Source organism: Antarcticimicrobium sediminis (assembly GCF_004348975.1).
Taxonomy (GTDB): domain Bacteria; phylum Pseudomonadota; class Alphaproteobacteria; order Rhodobacterales; family Rhodobacteraceae; genus Antarcticimicrobium; species Antarcticimicrobium sediminis.
On sequence record NZ_SMFP01000009.1, the window covers coordinates 100,503 to 116,945 of the forward strand.

Genomic DNA, 16,443 nt, shown 5'->3' on the forward strand with positions numbered 1-16,443 from the left:
CTTTAGCGATCGGGCGCCCGATCTCCGATCGCTTCGCGCCAATGCCGACGGCACAGGGAGACATAGGTCTCATTGCCGCCGATCTGAATCTGGTCGCCCTCGCGCAGGGGGCGGCCATCGGCATCCTGACGCACCACCATGGTGGCTTTGCGGCCACAGCGGCAGATAGTGCGCACTTCGCGCATCTCGTCGGCCAGCGCCAGCAGCGTGGCCGAGCCGGGAAACAGCTCACCCCGGAAATCCACCCGCAGACCATAGCACAGCACCGGCAGGCCCAGATCGTCGACCACCCGCGCCAGTTGCCAGACTTGGGTCGGCTCCAGAAACTGCGATTCGTCAATGAAGATGGCGGCAAGGGGCAGCGCCGCATGCCGTGCCGCGATCCTTGCAAACAGATCGTCGCCGGCCCGAAAGGTCTCGGCCTCGGCCCCGATGCCGATGCGCGATGAGATTCGCCCGGCCCCGTCGCGGTGATCCAGATCAGCGGTCAGGAGCAGCGGGGTCATGCCGTTTTCACGGTAGTTGTGCGACGCCTGCAACAGGACAGTCGATTTTCCGGCATTCATGGTGGAGTAGTTGAAGTAAAGTTTGGCCATGGCGGTCGTCTAAATCCGGAACGCGCGGACGGCAAGACGCTTGGCCTTGGCGGGACCGCCGCTGCAGGTGACCCAATCCGGGACGGAACACAGCCCTGGGGATGGACAGAGTAGGCCTGCAACGGCGATGCCTTGGACCAAATAGGCCACAGCAACGGGACGGAAGGACAAAAAGTCCCGTGCTCAAAAAACAGCAGATGCAAAATACCACCCGCACTCTTCAAACGCCCTCCTAAATGTGAGGGATAGCAAAAAAATGACAGGTCGACTAAGAGTTGAAAATGGGAAAACATATGGGCGCTTCCCCCTATACTGGGGCGCTGAAACTGGGACGGGCGGCATGACGGCAGCGAGTACCTATCTGAAGAGGAACACCGAGGCTCTGGTCAAGGATGTCGGAATCGAGGCGGCATGCGAAATTACCGGAAAATCAAAGGCGACGCTCGGGCGCTATTATTCCGATCGTGATGAACATGCGGACCGGTTCATGCCGGTGGACGTGGTTGCCCAGTTGGAGGCAGAGGCCGGCTACCCTCATGTCACCAGCGCGTTGGCGGAATTGCAGAAAATCACCCTGTCCTTTGACGACCGTCGCCCGAATGCGGCGACCGAGGGGGGCGGTGTCAACAGCGATGTGATCGCGTTGAGCCAGCGCTTTGCCATGCTGATGAGCGAATACCAGCAGGCCATGGAGGACAACGTCATCACCGTGAACGAAGCCAAGCGGCTGCTGCGCGAGACCGTGTTGTTGCAACGGGTGCTGATCGACATGAAGCTGCACCTCGAAGATGAAAGCGACTGAGGCGCGCGCGTTCGATTTTCTCTCATGTGACGTCATTTTCTGACTGAACGTCCCCCGCCGCGGTCTACACTGCGCAGCTGGGGCAGGGGCGTTCCCCCCGGGCCGCCCGTTCGGGCGTCACCCGGAAGACTTCGGGCCAGAAAAGGACTGCGCGCGCAGCCCCCAGATCAATCGTGGCGGCGCAGCAGCACCGAGCCCACGGAATAGCCTGCGCCGAAGGAACAGATCAGGCCGATATCGCCCTCGGCCATGTCGTCGGAATTCTGTGCAAAGGCGATGATCGAGCCCGCCGAAGAGGTGTTGGCGTATTCCTGAAGGATATTGGGTTGCTCCTGCGGCTCTGGCACGCGGCCCAGCACTTTCTTTCCGATCAGGTCGTTCATCGATTTGTTGGCCTGATGCAGCCACATCCGTTTGAGATCGCCCCCCGAGAGGCCGGTGTCGCCCATGTGCTTGGCGATATGCTGGCTGACCATCGGCACCACTTCTTTGAACACCTTGCGGCCGTTCTGCATGAACTGCATGTCGCGGCGGTCGGCCACCCCGTCGGGGCGCGAGCGGCGCAGAAAGCCGTTGTTGTTGCGGATGTTGTTGGAAAATTGCGTCGCGCAACGGGTCGACAGGATCTCGAAACTGGGGCCTTTGGCCTCGTCCATCCGTTCGATCACGCAGGCGGTTGCCACGTCGCCAAAGATGAAATGGCAGTCGCGGTCGCGCCATTCCAGATGGCCTGAGCAGATCTCGGGGTTGACCACCAGCGCGGCGCGGATCGAGCCGGCCCGCACCATGTCGGCGGCGGTCTGAATGCCGAAGGTGGCCGAGGAGCAGGCGACATTCATGTCAAAGGCAAAGCCTTCGATCCCCAGCAGGCTTTGGATTTCGATCGCCATCGCCGGATAGGCGCGCTCCATATTCGAGGCGGCGCAGATAACCAGGTCAATGTCTTGCGCGGTCTTGCCAGCCTGCGCCAGGGCAGCCTTGGCCGCGTCCAGCGCCATTTCCGCCATCACAGAGGGTTCTTCGTCGTTGCGCTGGCGCAGCAGCGGGTGCATCACCTCTGGGTCGAGAATGCCGCTTTTGTCCATCACATGACGGCGTTCGATCCCTGAGGCCTTGAAGATGAAGGCTTCAGAGGATGGGGCCATCGGTTCAACCTCGCCAGCGGCGATCGCCTCGGCATTGGCGGCGTTCATCCGGTCGGCATAGGCGTTGAACGCCGTGACCAGTTCGGCATTGGTGATGATCTGTTCGGGGGTATAGACCCCGGTGCCGGTAATGGCGGGTGTATGCACGTTTTGGCCCTCCTGCGCAGTTCGACGATCTGGCCCAAAAGGGGGGCAAAGGTCAAGCGCGCGGGGGCAGGGCCTGGATCGGCAGGGCCTGAATCAGATCAGCGGGACCAGCGGGATACCACCACAGGCGGCGAGGGTCAGCAGGCTGATCAGAGTGAGTGTAAGGCGCATGGGTTTTCCCGGAATTGCTCGATTTCGCGCAGTCTTGGCCGCAGGGGGGATCGGGGTCAAGGAAAACGCGGTCCGCGACCGCCGATTGCGTCCCGAGGGGCACAGGTTCGGGCGCAGTTTAGCGAAATGGCCGGGGTGGGATTCACAATACCGAAATCATGACTAGATACTCTGGGACCGGAAAAGGTCGCGCATATTCCCGGCGCGGCCACCGAGACAGGCAGGATTTTTCAAGTGACCAATTCCGACGCCACATCCGACCCGCAGCCCAAGCATGACACAGCGCGCGAGCTGGCGGATATGATCGACACCGCTTATCGTGCGACGCTCAGCCAGTTGACGGCCGGGCTTTCGCCAGCCTCGCTGATGCAACACTATATGGACTGGGCGCTGCATATGGCGACCTCGCCCGGCAAGCAGGGGCAGCTAGGCGCGCTGGCGGTGCAGAACTGGACCGATTTTTCGCGCTACCTGCTCCGATGCGGGCTAAAGCATGATCACAGCCCCTGCGCCGAACCGGATGCGCATGATCGCAGGTTCCGGGATGCGGGCTGGCAGAAACAGCCCTTCAATGCCTATCAGCAGGCGTTTTTGCTGACGCAGAAATGGTGGGAGGCGGCCACAACCGGCGTGCGCGGCGTGTCGTCTGCCGATGAAAAGGCGGTGAATTTCACCGCGCGCCAGATCCTTGATGCGATGTCGCCGGCCAATTTCATCGCCACCAACCCGGAGATCATGAAAAAGACCTGGGACGCCAAGGGCGGCAACCTGATCGAGGGCGCGCGCAATTTCCAAGAAGATTTCCAGCGCGCCCTGATGAAGGAAAAGGCGCCGATCCCCGAGGCGTATCGCGTCGGAGAGACCGTGGCGGTGACGCCGGGCAAGGTGGTGTATCGCAATCACCTGATCGAGTTGATCCAATATGATCCGGCGACTGACATGGTCCAGCCTGAACCGGTTCTGATCGTGCCGGCCTGGATCATGAAATACTATATCCTCGATCTCAGCCCCGAAAACTCGATGGTGAAATACCTGACCGATCAGGGATTCACGGTGTTCATGATTTCCTGGCGCAACCCGGGGGCCGAGGATGCCGATCTGGGGATGACAGAATATCGCCAGATGGGGCCGATGGCGGCACTGGACGAGGTGCAGCGCATCACCGGCGCGGCGCGGGTGCATGCGGTGGGCTATTGTCTGGGTGGAACTCTGCTCAGCATCGCCGCGGCCTCCATGGCGCGTCAGGGCGATGACCGGCTGGCGAGCATGACCTTGCTGGCGGCGCAGATGGATTTCAGCGAAGCGGGAGAGCTGACGCTGTTCATCAATGAAAGCGAGGTGTCCTTTCTTGAGGACATGATGTGGAAGAATGGCTATCTCGACGCGGCGCAGATGGCGGGGGCGTTCCAGTTGTTGCGTTCCAATGATCTGATCTGGTCGCGGTTGCAGCATGAATACCTGTTGGGTGAGCGGCCGGAGTCCAGCGATCTCATGGCTTGGAATGCCGATACCACGCGGATGCCCTATCGGATGCATTCGGAATATCTGCGTCATCTGTTCCTGGACAATGATTTTTCCACCGGCCGGTTCGAGGTGGAGGGCCATCGGTTGACGCCGCGTGAAATCCGAACCCCGATCTTTGCTGTCGGGACCGAGACCGATCATGTGGCGCCGTGGAAATCAGCCTATAAAACCGGAGAGTTGACCCGCGCCGAGGTGACATTTGTTCTGACAAATGGCGGCCATAACGCTGGCGTGGTGTCGGAACCGGGCCACCCGCACCGGCATTACCGGATGGGGCGGGCCTATGCCAATCACCACTTTATCCCGGCGGGGGACTGGGCCGAGGCGGCCGATCACTACGAGGGGTCGTGGTGGCTGGCTTGGGTCGATTGGCTCAAGGCGCATCAAACCGGCGAGCAGATCAAACCGCCTGCAATGGGTAAGGCGATCTGCGATGCGCCGGGAACCTATGTGATGATGCGATAGCGGACACGTCAAGCGACAGCGCATAGGGCGCAGGCAACGTGCGGTTCGAAATTCTTGATCCTTGGCCCGCTGGCCCGAGCCTTGCCCAACTCCTGAATCAAAAATGCCCGGCTGAAAGGCCGGGCATTTTTCAGTCTTTGTGCGGGTCTTTAGGCCTGCAAGCTTTTCACGTCGACGTCCCCTTCGGCCTGCGCCTTGATCGCCAAAGCGGCGGCATGGGCCCCGGCGGCGGTGGTGAAATAGGGGATCTTGTCGTACAGCGCGACCGAGCGGATGCCCTTGGAATCCTCGACGGCCTGCGCCCCTTCGGTGGTGTTCATGACAAGCTGGATCTCGCCATCCTTCATCATGTCCACGATGTCGGGGCGACCTTCATAGACCTTGTTGACCACGGCACAGGGCACGTCATGGCCGGCCAGCCAGCCTTGCGTTCCGCGGGTGGCGATCAGGGTAAAGCCCAGCTCGACCAGTGTCTTGGCGGCTTCAAGCATCAGCGCGGTTTTGTCGGCATCCTTGATCGAGACAAAGGCCCGCCCGTCGCGCGGCAGCATCATGCCCGCGCCCATCTGCGCCTTGAGGAAGGCCCGGGGGAAGTCGCGGTCCCAGCCCATCACTTCGCCGGTCGAGCGCATCTCGGGGCCGAGGATGGTGTCGACACCGGGGAAGCGGGCGAAGGGCAGCACCGCTTCCTTGACCGAGAACCAGGGCATCATCGGATCGGCCAGTGTCATCGGATCGGCCAGCGGCAGCACCGTGTCGTAATCCGCGTCCTTTTGATAGGGTGGGCGATGCGCGAAACTAGACAGCTTTTCCCCTGCCATCACCCGCGCGGCGATCGACGCGATCGCCGAATCCGTGGCTTTGGCGACAAAGGGCACCGTGCGCGAGGCGCGTGGGTTCACCTCGATAAGATAGATCTCATCATCCTTGATCGCGAATTGCACATTCATCAGGCCGACCACGTGCAGCGCGCGCGCCAGCGCATAGGTCTGGCGCTTGATCTCTTCGATCAACTCGGCGCTCAGGGAATAGGGCGGTAGCGAACAGGCGCTGTCACCGGAATGGACGCCAGCCTCTTCGATATGTTGCATGATGCCGGCGACATGCACGTCGGTCCCGTCACTCAGCGCATCGACGTCCAGTTCCACCGCGCCCGACAGATAGCTGTCAAGCAGAACCGGGCTGTCGCCCGAGACGACAACCGCCTCGCTGATGTAGCGTTTGAGCTGGTCCATGTCGCGCACGATTTCCATCGCGCGCCCGCCCAGCACATAGGAGGGGCGGATCACCAACGGAAAGCCGATCGACTCAGCGATCTGGAGCGCCTGCTCGTCGGTCGAGGCGATGCCGTTCACCGGCTGTTTCAGCCCCAGCTGGTTGACCAGATCCTGGAACCGTTCGCGGTCTTCGGCCAGGTCAATGGCGTCGGGCGTGGTGCCCAGAATGGTGATGCCCTCGTCCTGTAGCGCATCGGCCAGCTTCAGGGGAGTTTGGCCGCCATATTGTACGATCACCCCGTGCAGGGTGCCGTTCTGCTGCTCGACCCGCAGGATCTCCATCACGTGCTCAAAGGTGAGCGGCTCGAAATACAGCCGGTCAGAGGTGTCGTAGTCGGTGCTGACGGTTTCGGGGTTGCAGTTGATCATGATCGTCTCGTACCCCGCGTCGGTCAGCGCGAAACAGGCGTGGCAACAGCAATAGTCAAACTCGATCCCCTGACCGATCCGGTTCGGACCACCGCCCAGGATCACCACCTTCTTGCGGTCGCTGGGACGCGCCTCGCATTCGACCTCGCCCATCATCGGGGCCTCGTAGGTGGAATACATATAGGGGGTCTGCGCCTCGAATTCGGCGGCGCAGGTGTCGATCCGCTTGAACACGGCCGAAACCCCGAGGTTGCGGCGCGCGCGGCGCACGTTGGCCTCGTCCCGGCCGGTCAGTGCCCCGAGACGGGCATCGGTGAAGCCCATCATCTTGAGCTGGCGCAGCCCGGCTTCGGTGAGCGGGAGGCCGGATTTACGCAGCTCGACCTCGGTTTCGACGATCTCGCGGATGCGGGCCAGGAACCACGGGTCGAACATGGTGACGCCGTGGATTTCCACGTCGCTAAGCCCGTGGCGCATGGCCTGGGCGATGGTGCGCATGCGGTCCGGGGTCTGCAGGCTGATCGCCTTGATGACGGCGGCCTTGTCGGTGCCCACGTCCTCCCACGGGTCGACGGCGACGCCGGGGATCTCGATCTCGTCAAAGCCGGTTAGGCCCGATTCCATCGAGGCCAGCGCCTTTTGCAGCGATTCATGAATGGTGCGACCGATCGCCATCGCCTCGCCCACCGATTTCATCGCGGTGGAGAGGATAGGCTCGGCGCCGGGGAATTTCTCAAATGCGAATTTCGGGATCTTGGTGACGACATAGTCGATGGTCGGCTCGAAGCTGGCCGGGGTCACCTTGGTGATGTCGTTGTCGAGCTCGTCCAGCGTATAGCCGACGGCAAGTTTTGCGGCGATCTTGGCGATGGGAAAGCCGGTGGCCTTGGACGCCAGCGCGGAGGAGCGCGACACCCGCGGGTTCATCTCGATCACGACCATGCGGCCATTTTCGGGGTTCACCGCCCATTGCACGTTGGAGCCACCGGTCTCGACCCCGATCTCGCGCAGCACGGCGATGGAGCCGTTGCGCATGATCTGGTATTCCTTGTCGGTCAGCGTCAGCGCCGGGGCAACGGTGATCGAATCGCCGGTGTGCACGCCCATCGGGTCGATGTTTTCGATGGAACAGACGATGATTGCGTTATCCGCCTTGTCGCGGACCACCTCCATCTCGAATTCCTTCCACCCCAGCAGGCTTTCATCGACCAAGATCTGGTTGACCGGCGAGGCATCCATGCCGGAGCGGCAGAAATGGATGTAATCCTCGCGGTTATAGGCGACGCCGCCGCCGGTGCCGCCGAGGGTAAAGGCGGGCCGGATGATCGCGGGCAGGCCGATATCGTCCAACGCGTCGAGCGCGATCTGAATGCCAGCCTCGAGGTCGGCGCGACCGTTGTCTTTCTTGGGGGCGGTGACAATGGTGGCGCGCGGGTTTTCCAGACCGATCCGGTCCATCGCCTCGCGGAACAGCTTGCGGTCCTCGGCCATCTCGATGGCATCGCGTTTGGCACCGATCATCTCGACGCCGTATTTCGCCAGCACCCCCATCTCTTCCAGCGCCAGAGAGGTGTTCAGTCCGGTCTGTCCGCCCATCGTGGGCAGCAGCGCATCGGGGCGTTCCTTTTCGATGATCTTGGCGACCACCTCGGGGGTGATCGGTTCGATATAGGTGGCATCGGCCAGCCCGGGGTCGGTCATGATCGTGGCCGGGTTCGAGTTGACCAGAATGACGCGATATCCCTCTTCGCGCAGGGCTTTGCAGGCCTGAGCGCCGGAGTAGTCGAATTCACAGGCTTGTCCGATCACGATGGGGCCGGCCCCGATGATCATGATCGACTGGATGTCGGTTCTTTTCGGCATGGCCTGTTCCTTCAATCTGGTCGCGTTCGCATGAGTCGCCCCCGGCGGGGCGTGCTCAAATTGATCCGCTTTATAGGGATGGAAGGGAAAGGTGCAAGGGGGGCGCGCCGCGCCTGCATGGCAGGGTGTGCGAAGCTGTCCAAGCGGGTGTCCGGGCTGCTGTCCGGGCATGGAAATCCCCCCGCCGGAGCGGGGGGATCGGAGTGTTTGACTTTATCTGGGATCGGCGGCTTATGCCAGTCCGAAGGAGAAGTCGGACGCGTCGATGTCGGCCACGTCGGTGTTCAGAACCTTGGCGAAATTGTTGCCGTTAAGGTCAAGAATGACATCGCTTCCATCGGCGGTGACACCGATCTCGTCAAAGCTGTGCACGATGTCGTCGAGAACGCGGAACGAGTCGGTGCCGTCCACATAGTCCTTGACGATATCGGTCTTCGCCATGTTGGCAGCCTTGAACTGGAATACGTCCTTGCCAGCACCGCCAAACAGGGTGTCTTTCCCGGCACCGCCGTCGAGCAGATCGTTGCCCTTGTTGCCGTACATCGTGTCCTTGCCCGCATTGCCAAGGAGCTCGTCAGCCCCTTTGCCGCCGCTGATCTTGTCGTTGCCGGCCCGGCCCTTGATGAGGTTGTCGGCGGTATTGCCCTCAATGACATCGCGGAAATCGGTGCCGATCGCGTTTTCGATCAGGGTGTCGGTGGCCTCAGAGATACCGCCTTCGATCGCGTCGATGATGTCCGAGCTGTCGGAGCTGAGCGCAACGACCGTGCCGAAGCCGAAGTAGTCGACAATGTCCTGATAGGCCTCGGTGACCGAGGTGCCAAAGTCGGACACGGCAAAGACCGGGACGATCCCGCCCAACAGCAGGGCATCCTTGACCTGATCAAGGGTCGGATAGTCCTCTGCGGTGCCGTCATTGCTGGGGCCATCGGTGACGTCGTCGCCATTGTTCGGGGCCACAGGGTTGTCGCCAGCATAGTGCGGAACGGCATCGGTTGCCAGAACGACAACCTTGGTCGCTTCGCTGGACCAGCCAACTTCTGCCGTCCGCAGCGCCACTTGCATCAAGCCAGTCAGCTGCGATTCGGGGCCGTCGGACCCGCTGCCCAGCACCAGCGCGTCAAGTGCGGTGTTCCAAGCGTCATAGTCGGCGGTCAGGCCCAGTGCGGTCTGATATTCATGGTCCGAGGTGCTGCCAAAGGGCGAGATCGGCTTGTCGATGAAACTGGCCAGGCCAAGCTCCACATCGGTTGCCAGACCGGATATCGCCGTGATCAGGTCGTCAGCCAGACCGCTCACGGTGGTGATATCGTCGCCGAACGATCCGGACAGATCCTCCAGCAGGACCATTTCCAGCGGCCGCTCCCCATCATCGGACAGGCCGGTCAGTTCGATGGTGCGATCATCCACGGTCGAGATGGCGCCGGCGTTCATGTTGATGCGCGCACCGGTAATGCCGCCCGAGAAATCGATCGTGTCCTTCCTCCCTGCGGTGTCTGTGATCACCACATGATCGCCGGCGAACCCGTTCACGACAAAATGGTCGTTGCCGTCGCCACCAAAGGCGGTGTCATCGCCTTGGGTCAGTTCAAAGACATCGCGGTTGGCGCCGCCCAGCATCAGGTCGTCGCCAATGCCGCCGACCAGCACGTCGTTACCGTCGCCGCCTTCGAGAATGTCGTCGCCCACATGGCCGAGCAAGACATCATCACCGCTGAGACCGATGAGTTGGTCATTGAACAGCGAGCCGGACAGGACGTCATCAACGCCGTCTTCACCTAGGTAAATTTTCATGTTTGGACTCCCATTCCAAAGAAATACGGCTGCCGCACCATCTCCCGGTGCGATGACCGAGATAAAATATACAACAAATCAAAAGTGTACTCTGTAATCGAGATTACACCGACGAGAACCAGTATGTTTGAATTGGCGAGTCTGGCAACGGACTGACATGTCGCACTTCATTCAAATTTTCGAGGATCAGCAGGGTCTTGCCGCTCCCCGGGGGACGGAGGCGCGCCTTGGGGTGTTCTTTTCTCTTTTACTTATTCTGCTACTTACTCTGCCGCTTCGTGCACATCGGCGCGGGGAGGGTCGGCATAAAGATAGTCCCGCGTCAGTGGTACGGCGTCACGGCGATGGCCAAGCTGGATCTGGAACACGGCCTGATGTTCCTCTTCAAAGGTCATGTAGCAGGCGATCAAATAATAGCGCCACATGCGGATGAACCGGTCATCATAATTTTGCCGCACGATGTCGGAATTGGCGTCAAAGCGCGTCAGCCAATGGCGCAGGGTCATGGCATAATGCAGGCGAAGAATCTCGATATCCTGCGTCCAGAGCCCGGAACGTTCCAACGCCGGGGCAAGCTGTGATAATGAGGGGATATAACCGCCGGGAAAAATGTATTTGTTGATCCATTCAGACTGTGCCGCCGGCGGAGCGTGGCTGCCGATGGTATGAATCAGGGCCACGCCATCGCGGTCAAGCAGGTTGGCCACCTGCGCGAAATAGTCGCCAAAGAAGGGCACCCCCACATGTTCCAACATGCCCACGGACACGATCCGGTCAAAGCTGTCGCTGAGATCGCGATAATCCTGCAACCGGAATTCGGTCTTGTGCTCCACCCCGGCCTCGGCGGCGCGCCGCTGTGCGGTGGCGAGCTGGTTCTCTGACAGGGTGACGCCGGTGACATGGGCGCCATGGTCGCGCGCCAGCGTCAACGCCATGCCACCCCAGCCGCAGCCGATATCCAGCACGCGCATGCCCGGCTCGATCCGAAGTTTGGCGGCGATATGTGCTTTTTTCGCCTCTTGGGCCTGATCCAGCGACAGGTCGGGGTCACGGAAATAGGCGCAGCTATACTGCATGTCCGCATCAAGGAAGAGCCGGTAGAGATCGTCGGAAATGTCATAATGGTGAGCGACATTCTTGCGGGCGAGCCCCGGCGTATTGCGCCGCAGCCAGTTCTGCGCGCCATAGCGCAGCGCGGAATAGGTCCGCGCCCAGAGCGGCAGGTCGGTGCGTCGACGGTTGCGCAGCAATACCCGCAGCAGCCCCTCGACATCGTCTTTCTCGACCTCGAGCGTCTTGTTCATATAACATTCCCCCAGCGCCAACTCGGGGTTCAGGCAAAGCGCGCGCAGCGCCGCCTCGTCGGCGATCCGGACCGCCGCGGCAAGTTCGGTCGGGGGGGCGTTGGCCGGGGTGCGTTTGGCCCCAGTAGGGGCGGGGGGCGTGCCATAGGTCGCTGTCTGGCCGTCAGGATAGGTGACGCGCAACTGGCCTGTCTGGATCAGGCGCGACAGCATACGATCAAAAATGGTCTTCCACATGGGCATAGCTCCGGCTCTCCGGTTCGCTGTTTCCTTGTTCTGAAAAACGTTACACTACCTCGTTGAAATTCCCAATACCGCTGCGAAACCGGGCGCGGCAGATGTTGTTCCCTTGACTTTCGCTGTCCGGCGCGGTGTATCGGCGCGATATTTATGACCACTTTGATCGCTCGAGGGGAACCACCCGATGCACGCCTATCGCAGCCATACCTGCGCCGCCCTCACTGCCGCCGATGTCGGCCAGACCGTTCGCCTGTCCGGCTGGGTCCATCGGATCCGGGATCATGGCGGGGTGTTGTTCGTCGACCTGCGCGACCATTACGGCATCACCCAGGTGCTGTGCGACTCTGACAGCCCGGTGTTTGATGGGGTCGAAAAGCTGCGCAGCGAATGGTGCGTGCGCATCGACGGCGTGGTCAAGGCCCGCGCGCCCGATCTGATCAACGCCAAGCTCCCCACTGGTGAGGTCGAGGTGTATATCCGCGATCTCGAGGTGCTGGGGCAGGCCGCTGAACTGCCGCTGATCGTGTTCGGGGACCAAGAATACCCGGAAGAGACGCGCCTGCGCTATCGCTACCTTGATCTGCGCCGCGAGGCGATGCAGCACAACATGACCCTGCGCTCGGATGTGGTGGCCAGCATTCGCCGCCGGATGTGGGATCAGAGCTTTCGCGAATATCAGACCCCGATCATCACCGCGTCGAGCCCCGAGGGCGCGCGCGACTTTCTGGTGCCCTCGCGTCAGCACCCGGGCAAGTTCTATGCCCTGCCGCAGGCACCGCAGCAGTTCAAGCAGCTGATCATGGTGTCGGGGTTCGACAAATATTTTCAGGTCGCGCCGTGTTTCCGCGACGAGGATCCGCGCGCCGACCGCAGCCCGACCGATTTCTACCAGCTCGACCTTGAGATGAGCTTTGTCACCCAGCAGGATGTGTTCGACACCATCCAGCCGGTCATCCGGGGCCTGTTCGAGGAATTCGGCGGCGGTCGCAAGGTCGATCAGAACTGGCCGCAGATTTCCTACAAGGACGCGGCGCAGTGGTATGGCTCTGACAAGCCCGACCTGCGCAACCCGATCAAGATGCAGGATGTCTCGGACCATTTCCGGGGCTCGGGCTTTGCCATCTTTGCCAATCTTCTGGAGCAGGACGGAACCGAGATCCGCGCCATTCCTGCGCCGACAGGGGGCAGCCGCAAGTTCTGCGACCGGATGAATTCCTATGCCCAGAAAGAGGGCCTACCGGGGATGGGGTACATCTTCTGGCGCGCCGGTGAAAACGGCGTCGAGGCGGCCGGTCCGCTGGCGAAGAACATCGGCCCGGAGCGGACCGAGGCGATCCGCCAACAGCTTGGCCTTGGCTTGGGCGATGCGGCCTTTTTCCTTGGCGGCAAGCCGGCTGGTTTCGAGGCGGTTGCCGGGCGCGCCCGCAACGTCATCGGCGAAGAGCTGGGACTGACCGACAAGGAGCGCTTTGCGTTCTGTTGGGTGGTCGATTTCCCGATGTATGAAAAAGACGAAGAAACTGGCAAGATCGATTTCAGCCACAACCCGTTCTCGATGCCCCAAGGCGGACGAGACGTGCTGGATGGCGATCCGCTGGAGGTGTTGGGCTATCAGTACGATCTGGCCTGCAACGGCTATGAGCTGGTCTCGGGCGCGATCCGGAACCACCGGCCTGAAATCATGTTCAAGGCCTTTGAACTGGCCGGATATGGCGAGGACGAGGTGCGCAAGCGGTTCGGTGGCATGGTCAATGCGTTTCAGTACGGCGCCCCGCCGCACGGCGGCTGCGCCGCAGGTATCGACCGGATTGTGATGCTGTTGGCCGATGAGGCCAATATCCGCGAGGTCATCATGTTCCCGATGAACCAGCGCGCCGAAGACCTGATGATGAACGCGCCCAGCGATCCGACCAGCGATCAGCTGATGGATCTGGGCCTGCGGGTTATTCCGCGCGAGGACTAGGCCCGCCGGCGGTGCTTTGCCGACGGACGCAAGACAGACCAACGCGCGGCTCGTTTTACTAGGAACGGGGCCGCGCGTCGGGTTAGGGTAAAAGCACGTGACGCAACCTGAGTCGTGTGGTCCCCTGACGTGAACTTTTCCCCAGAACGTGCTGAAATCCGCTTTGGCTGCGGTCTGTCGCCGCAGATTGCGCCACCGTCTTCGCTGTCGGTGCTGCTGGCCGGGCTCGACGGGCCCGATGCGATGGCGGATCGTTTTCCGATGCTGTCCTATGACGCCTATATCACGCGGCGGGCGCATTGGCTGGATCTGCGCAAGAAACGGCGCACGTCCAGCGGTGCGCGGGCCGAGGCGTTTGCGAAACAGGCCGCAGCGGTAAACCGGACCTTTTACGAGGATAGGGTGCGCGGCTTTGGTCAGACCGTGTTGCGCTGGAGCCTGACCGATCAGGGATTGCGCGAACGTCTGGCGCTGTTCTGGGCCGATCATTTCACCACCGTTGGCAAAAGCGCGCCGCAACGCAGCGCGACCTCGATCTATATCGACGCGGCGATCCGACCCAACCTGTCGGGCCGTTTTGCCGATCTTCTGATCGCGGCGGTCACCCATCCGATGATGCTGGCCTATCTTGACCAGCAAACCTCGGTTGGGCCGGGCAGCGTTTATGCCCAACGTCAGAGCAAACTGCGCGGGCTGAACGAGAACCTCGCGCGCGAGGTGATGGAGCTGCACACGCTGGGGGTGGATGGCCCCTATACCCAAGCAGACGTGCGGCAGTTGGCCGAGCTTTTTACCGGGCTGGGCATCAGCAAGACCGGCGCGCTGCAGTTCAACCAGCGCCGCGCCGAGCCGGGAAGCGAAAGCGTTCTTGGCCGCAGCTACGGTGGTGATCCGGCCCGGTTGGAGCCGGTGTTGCAGGTGCTGCGCGATTTGGCGGTGCACCCGGCGACGGCGGATCATATTGCACGCAAGCTGGCTGTACATTTTGTGTCCGACACGCCGGATTCGGGGTTGGTCGATCACATGGCAGCGCGGTTTCTGGCCACCGATGGCGATCTGCGCGCGGTCTATACCGCCATGTTGGAGCATCCCGCGGCTTGGGACGACGGCCCGGGCAACGTCAAACCGCCGTTTGATTTCGTCGCCTCCGCCTGCCGGGCACTGGCGGTGCCGCAGGACCGTTTGCAGGACGCGCCCGTGCGGCAGACAAACCGGCTGTTGGTTCAGCCGATAGGGGTGATGGGGCAGAGCTGGCAACGCCCGTCGGGCCCGGATGGGTGGTCCGAGGAGGACACCGCATGGGTGACGCCGCAGGGGTTGTCGGCGCGGTTGCGCTGGGCGATGGCGGTGCCGCGCCGGCTGTTGCCAGAGCTGCCCGATCCGCGCCAGTTCGTCACCGATGCGCTGGGCGCGACGGCGCCCGAGCCGGTCCGCTTTGCCGCGCGCGCGGCCGAAACCCGGGCCGAGGCGGTGGGGCTGATCCTGTCGGCCCCGGCGTTTCAACGCCGTTAAAGGAGGATGCGATGATCAAGACGCTTTCCCGCCGCGCCTTTCTTGCCCGCAGCGCTGTGCTGGGCTGTTCGGCGGCGGCCAGCCCGTTCCTGACCCGGGTCAGCTATGCCGCCGCGCCGTGGGACACCCGGCTGGTGGTGATCATCCTGCGCGGCGGCATGGACGGGCTGGACGTGGTGCAGCCCTATGGCGCGCCGGGGTATGGCGCGCTGCGCCGCGATCTGGCCGGGGGGCCGACGCGGGGGGCCTCTGATCTTGACGGATTCTTTGCGCTGCACCCGGCGCTGGCACCGCTGATGCCGCTTTGGGCACGGGGCGAGTTGGGCTTTGTGCACGCGGTCTCGACCCCCTATCGCGACAAGCGCAGCCATTTCGACGGGCAGGATCTGTTGGAAGCCGGCACCGCCGATCTGGGCATGGTGCGGGATGGCTGGCTGAACCGGATGCTGCAACTGGTGCCGGGGGTGGAGGCGCAGACCGCCTTTGCGCTGGGACATGGCGAGATGAAGGTGCTCGCAGGTCAGGCCCCGGTGGCCGATTGGTCGCCCGAGGCCGAGCTGAGCATGAGCCCGCAGGCGGAACGCCTGATGGAGATGGTGATGCAGGACGACCCGCTGTTCCACCCGGCCTTAACCGAGGCGTTGATGCTGTCGCGCGGGACGTCGATGGCCGTGGTCGGGGACATGGCAGGGGGGGACGACGGGGAAGGGATGATGCAGCCGCCGCGCGCCGCCGCTGGCAAGGGCATGGTTCCGGTGGCCCAGTTCGCCGCCGAACAGTTGCGCGGGGATAGCCGGGTTGTGTCTTTCTCGATCAATGGCTGGGACACGCATCGCAACCAAGGCCGTGTGCTGGGCGGCGCGCTGGGCAATCTGGCCGAGACCATCACCACGCTGAAAGACGGCGTCGGGGCCGAGGTCTGGGGCAAGACCGCCGTTGTCGCGATGACCGAGTTTGGCCGCACCGTGCACGAGAATGGCACCGGCGGCACCGATCACGGCACCGGCGGGGCAATGGTGCTGGCTGGCGGTGCCTTGCGCGGTGGGCAGGTGCATGGGCGCTGGCCGGGGTTGGACGAGGCGTCGCTGTATGATCGGCGCGACCTGATGCCGACGGGGGATGTGCGGGCCGCCGCCGCCTGGATTCTGCGCGGGGTGGCCGGGTTGGACCGGGCGGGGCTGGAGCGCAGCGTGTTTCCCGGGCTCGACATGGGCGACGATCCGCGCCTGTTGCGCTAAGGTGGCTTTCTGCAGTCGGGGCCGGAGCCGCAG

At 62.4% G+C, this 16,443-nt stretch carries 10 protein-coding genes; 5 read left to right on the plus strand and 5 right to left on the minus strand.

Annotated elements, in window-relative coordinates:
- Positions 1 to 2 precede the first annotated feature (2 nt).
- Positions 3 to 596: a thymidine kinase gene (locus E1B25_RS14245; RefSeq protein ID WP_132830185.1), complete on the minus strand. Its 594-nt coding sequence runs from the start codon at positions 594 to 596 to the stop codon at positions 3 to 5.
- Between the two features lie 340 nt (positions 597 to 936).
- On the opposite strand from E1B25_RS14245, the gene E1B25_RS14250 reads away from it, so the two are divergent.
- Positions 937 to 1,398 carry a hypothetical protein gene (locus E1B25_RS14250; RefSeq protein WP_132830186.1) on the plus strand — a complete coding sequence of 154 codons (462 nt, stop codon included), beginning with the start codon at positions 937 to 939 and terminating at the stop codon, positions 1,396 to 1,398.
- Positions 1,399 to 1,565: 167 nt separating this feature from the next.
- On the opposite strand, the gene E1B25_RS14255 is transcribed toward E1B25_RS14250, so the two are convergent.
- A complete protein-coding gene (locus tag E1B25_RS14255) occupies positions 1,566 to 2,690 on the minus strand; it encodes a beta-ketoacyl-ACP synthase III (RefSeq protein WP_132830187.1) in 1,125 nt (374 codons plus the stop codon).
- A 405-nt stretch (positions 2,691 to 3,095) separates the two neighbouring features.
- Here E1B25_RS14255 and E1B25_RS14260 point away from each other — a divergent pair, with 405 nt between their 5' ends.
- Positions 3,096 to 4,850: a PHA/PHB synthase family protein gene (locus E1B25_RS14260; RefSeq protein WP_245510724.1), complete on the plus strand. Its 1,755-nt coding sequence runs from the start codon at positions 3,096 to 3,098 to the stop codon at positions 4,848 to 4,850.
- Between the two features lie 149 nt (positions 4,851 to 4,999).
- Here the strand turns inward: E1B25_RS14260 and carB are convergent, their stop codons facing one another.
- The 3 genes from carB to E1B25_RS14275 all read right to left on the minus strand — a co-directional run bounded on the left by carB (position 5,000) and on the right by E1B25_RS14275 (position 11,694).
- Entirely contained in the window at positions 5,000 to 8,359 is a 3,360-nt protein-coding gene (gene carB / locus E1B25_RS14265) for a carbamoyl-phosphate synthase large subunit (RefSeq protein WP_132830188.1), read from the minus strand.
- A 231-nt stretch (positions 8,360 to 8,590) separates the two neighbouring features.
- Complete coding sequence (locus E1B25_RS14270; protein WP_132830189.1) at positions 8,591 to 10,153, minus strand: hypothetical protein; 1,563 nt, start codon at positions 10,151 to 10,153, stop codon at positions 8,591 to 8,593.
- A 263-nt stretch (positions 10,154 to 10,416) separates the two neighbouring features.
- On the minus strand, positions 10,417 to 11,694 hold the full coding sequence (locus E1B25_RS14275) for an SAM-dependent methyltransferase (protein ID WP_132830190.1): 1,278 nt from the start codon (positions 11,692 to 11,694) through the stop codon (positions 10,417 to 10,419).
- Between the two features lie 187 nt (positions 11,695 to 11,881).
- Between E1B25_RS14275 and aspS the strand changes: the two genes are divergently transcribed.
- From aspS to E1B25_RS14290, 3 genes are all read left to right on the plus strand, one after another.
- On the plus strand, positions 11,882 to 13,660 hold the full coding sequence (gene aspS / locus E1B25_RS14280) for an aspartate--tRNA ligase (protein ID WP_132830191.1): 1,779 nt from the start codon (positions 11,882 to 11,884) through the stop codon (positions 13,658 to 13,660).
- Positions 13,661 to 13,789: 129 nt separating this feature from the next.
- Complete coding sequence (locus E1B25_RS14285; RefSeq protein ID WP_132830192.1) at positions 13,790 to 15,172, plus strand: DUF1800 domain-containing protein; 1,383 nt, start codon at positions 13,790 to 13,792, stop codon at positions 15,170 to 15,172.
- 11 nt (positions 15,173 to 15,183) lie between these two features.
- Positions 15,184 to 16,410: a DUF1501 domain-containing protein gene (locus tag E1B25_RS14290; protein ID WP_132830193.1), complete on the plus strand. Its 1,227-nt coding sequence runs from the start codon at positions 15,184 to 15,186 to the stop codon at positions 16,408 to 16,410.
- Positions 16,411 to 16,443 lie beyond the last annotated feature (33 nt).

Coding starts and splice junctions, on each gene's coding strand:
- E1B25_RS14245 (WP_132830185.1), bottom strand. CDS start 596: ATGGCCAAACTTTACTTCAACTACTCCACCATGAATGCCGGAAAATCG.
- E1B25_RS14250 (WP_132830186.1), top strand. CDS start 937: ATGACGGCAGCGAGTACCTATCTGAAGAGGAACACCGAGGCTCTGGTC.
- carB (WP_132830188.1), bottom strand. CDS start 8,359: ATGCCGAAAAGAACCGACATCCAGTCGATCATGATCATCGGGGCCGGC.
- E1B25_RS14270 (WP_132830189.1), bottom strand. CDS start 10,153: ATGAAAATTTACCTAGGTGAAGACGGCGTTGATGACGTCCTGTCCGGC.
- E1B25_RS14275 (WP_132830190.1), bottom strand. CDS start 11,694: ATGTGGAAGACCATTTTTGATCGTATGCTGTCGCGCCTGATCCAGACA.
- aspS (WP_132830191.1), top strand. CDS start 11,882: ATGCACGCCTATCGCAGCCATACCTGCGCCGCCCTCACTGCCGCCGAT.
- E1B25_RS14290 (WP_132830193.1), top strand. CDS start 15,184: ATGATCAAGACGCTTTCCCGCCGCGCCTTTCTTGCCCGCAGCGCTGTG.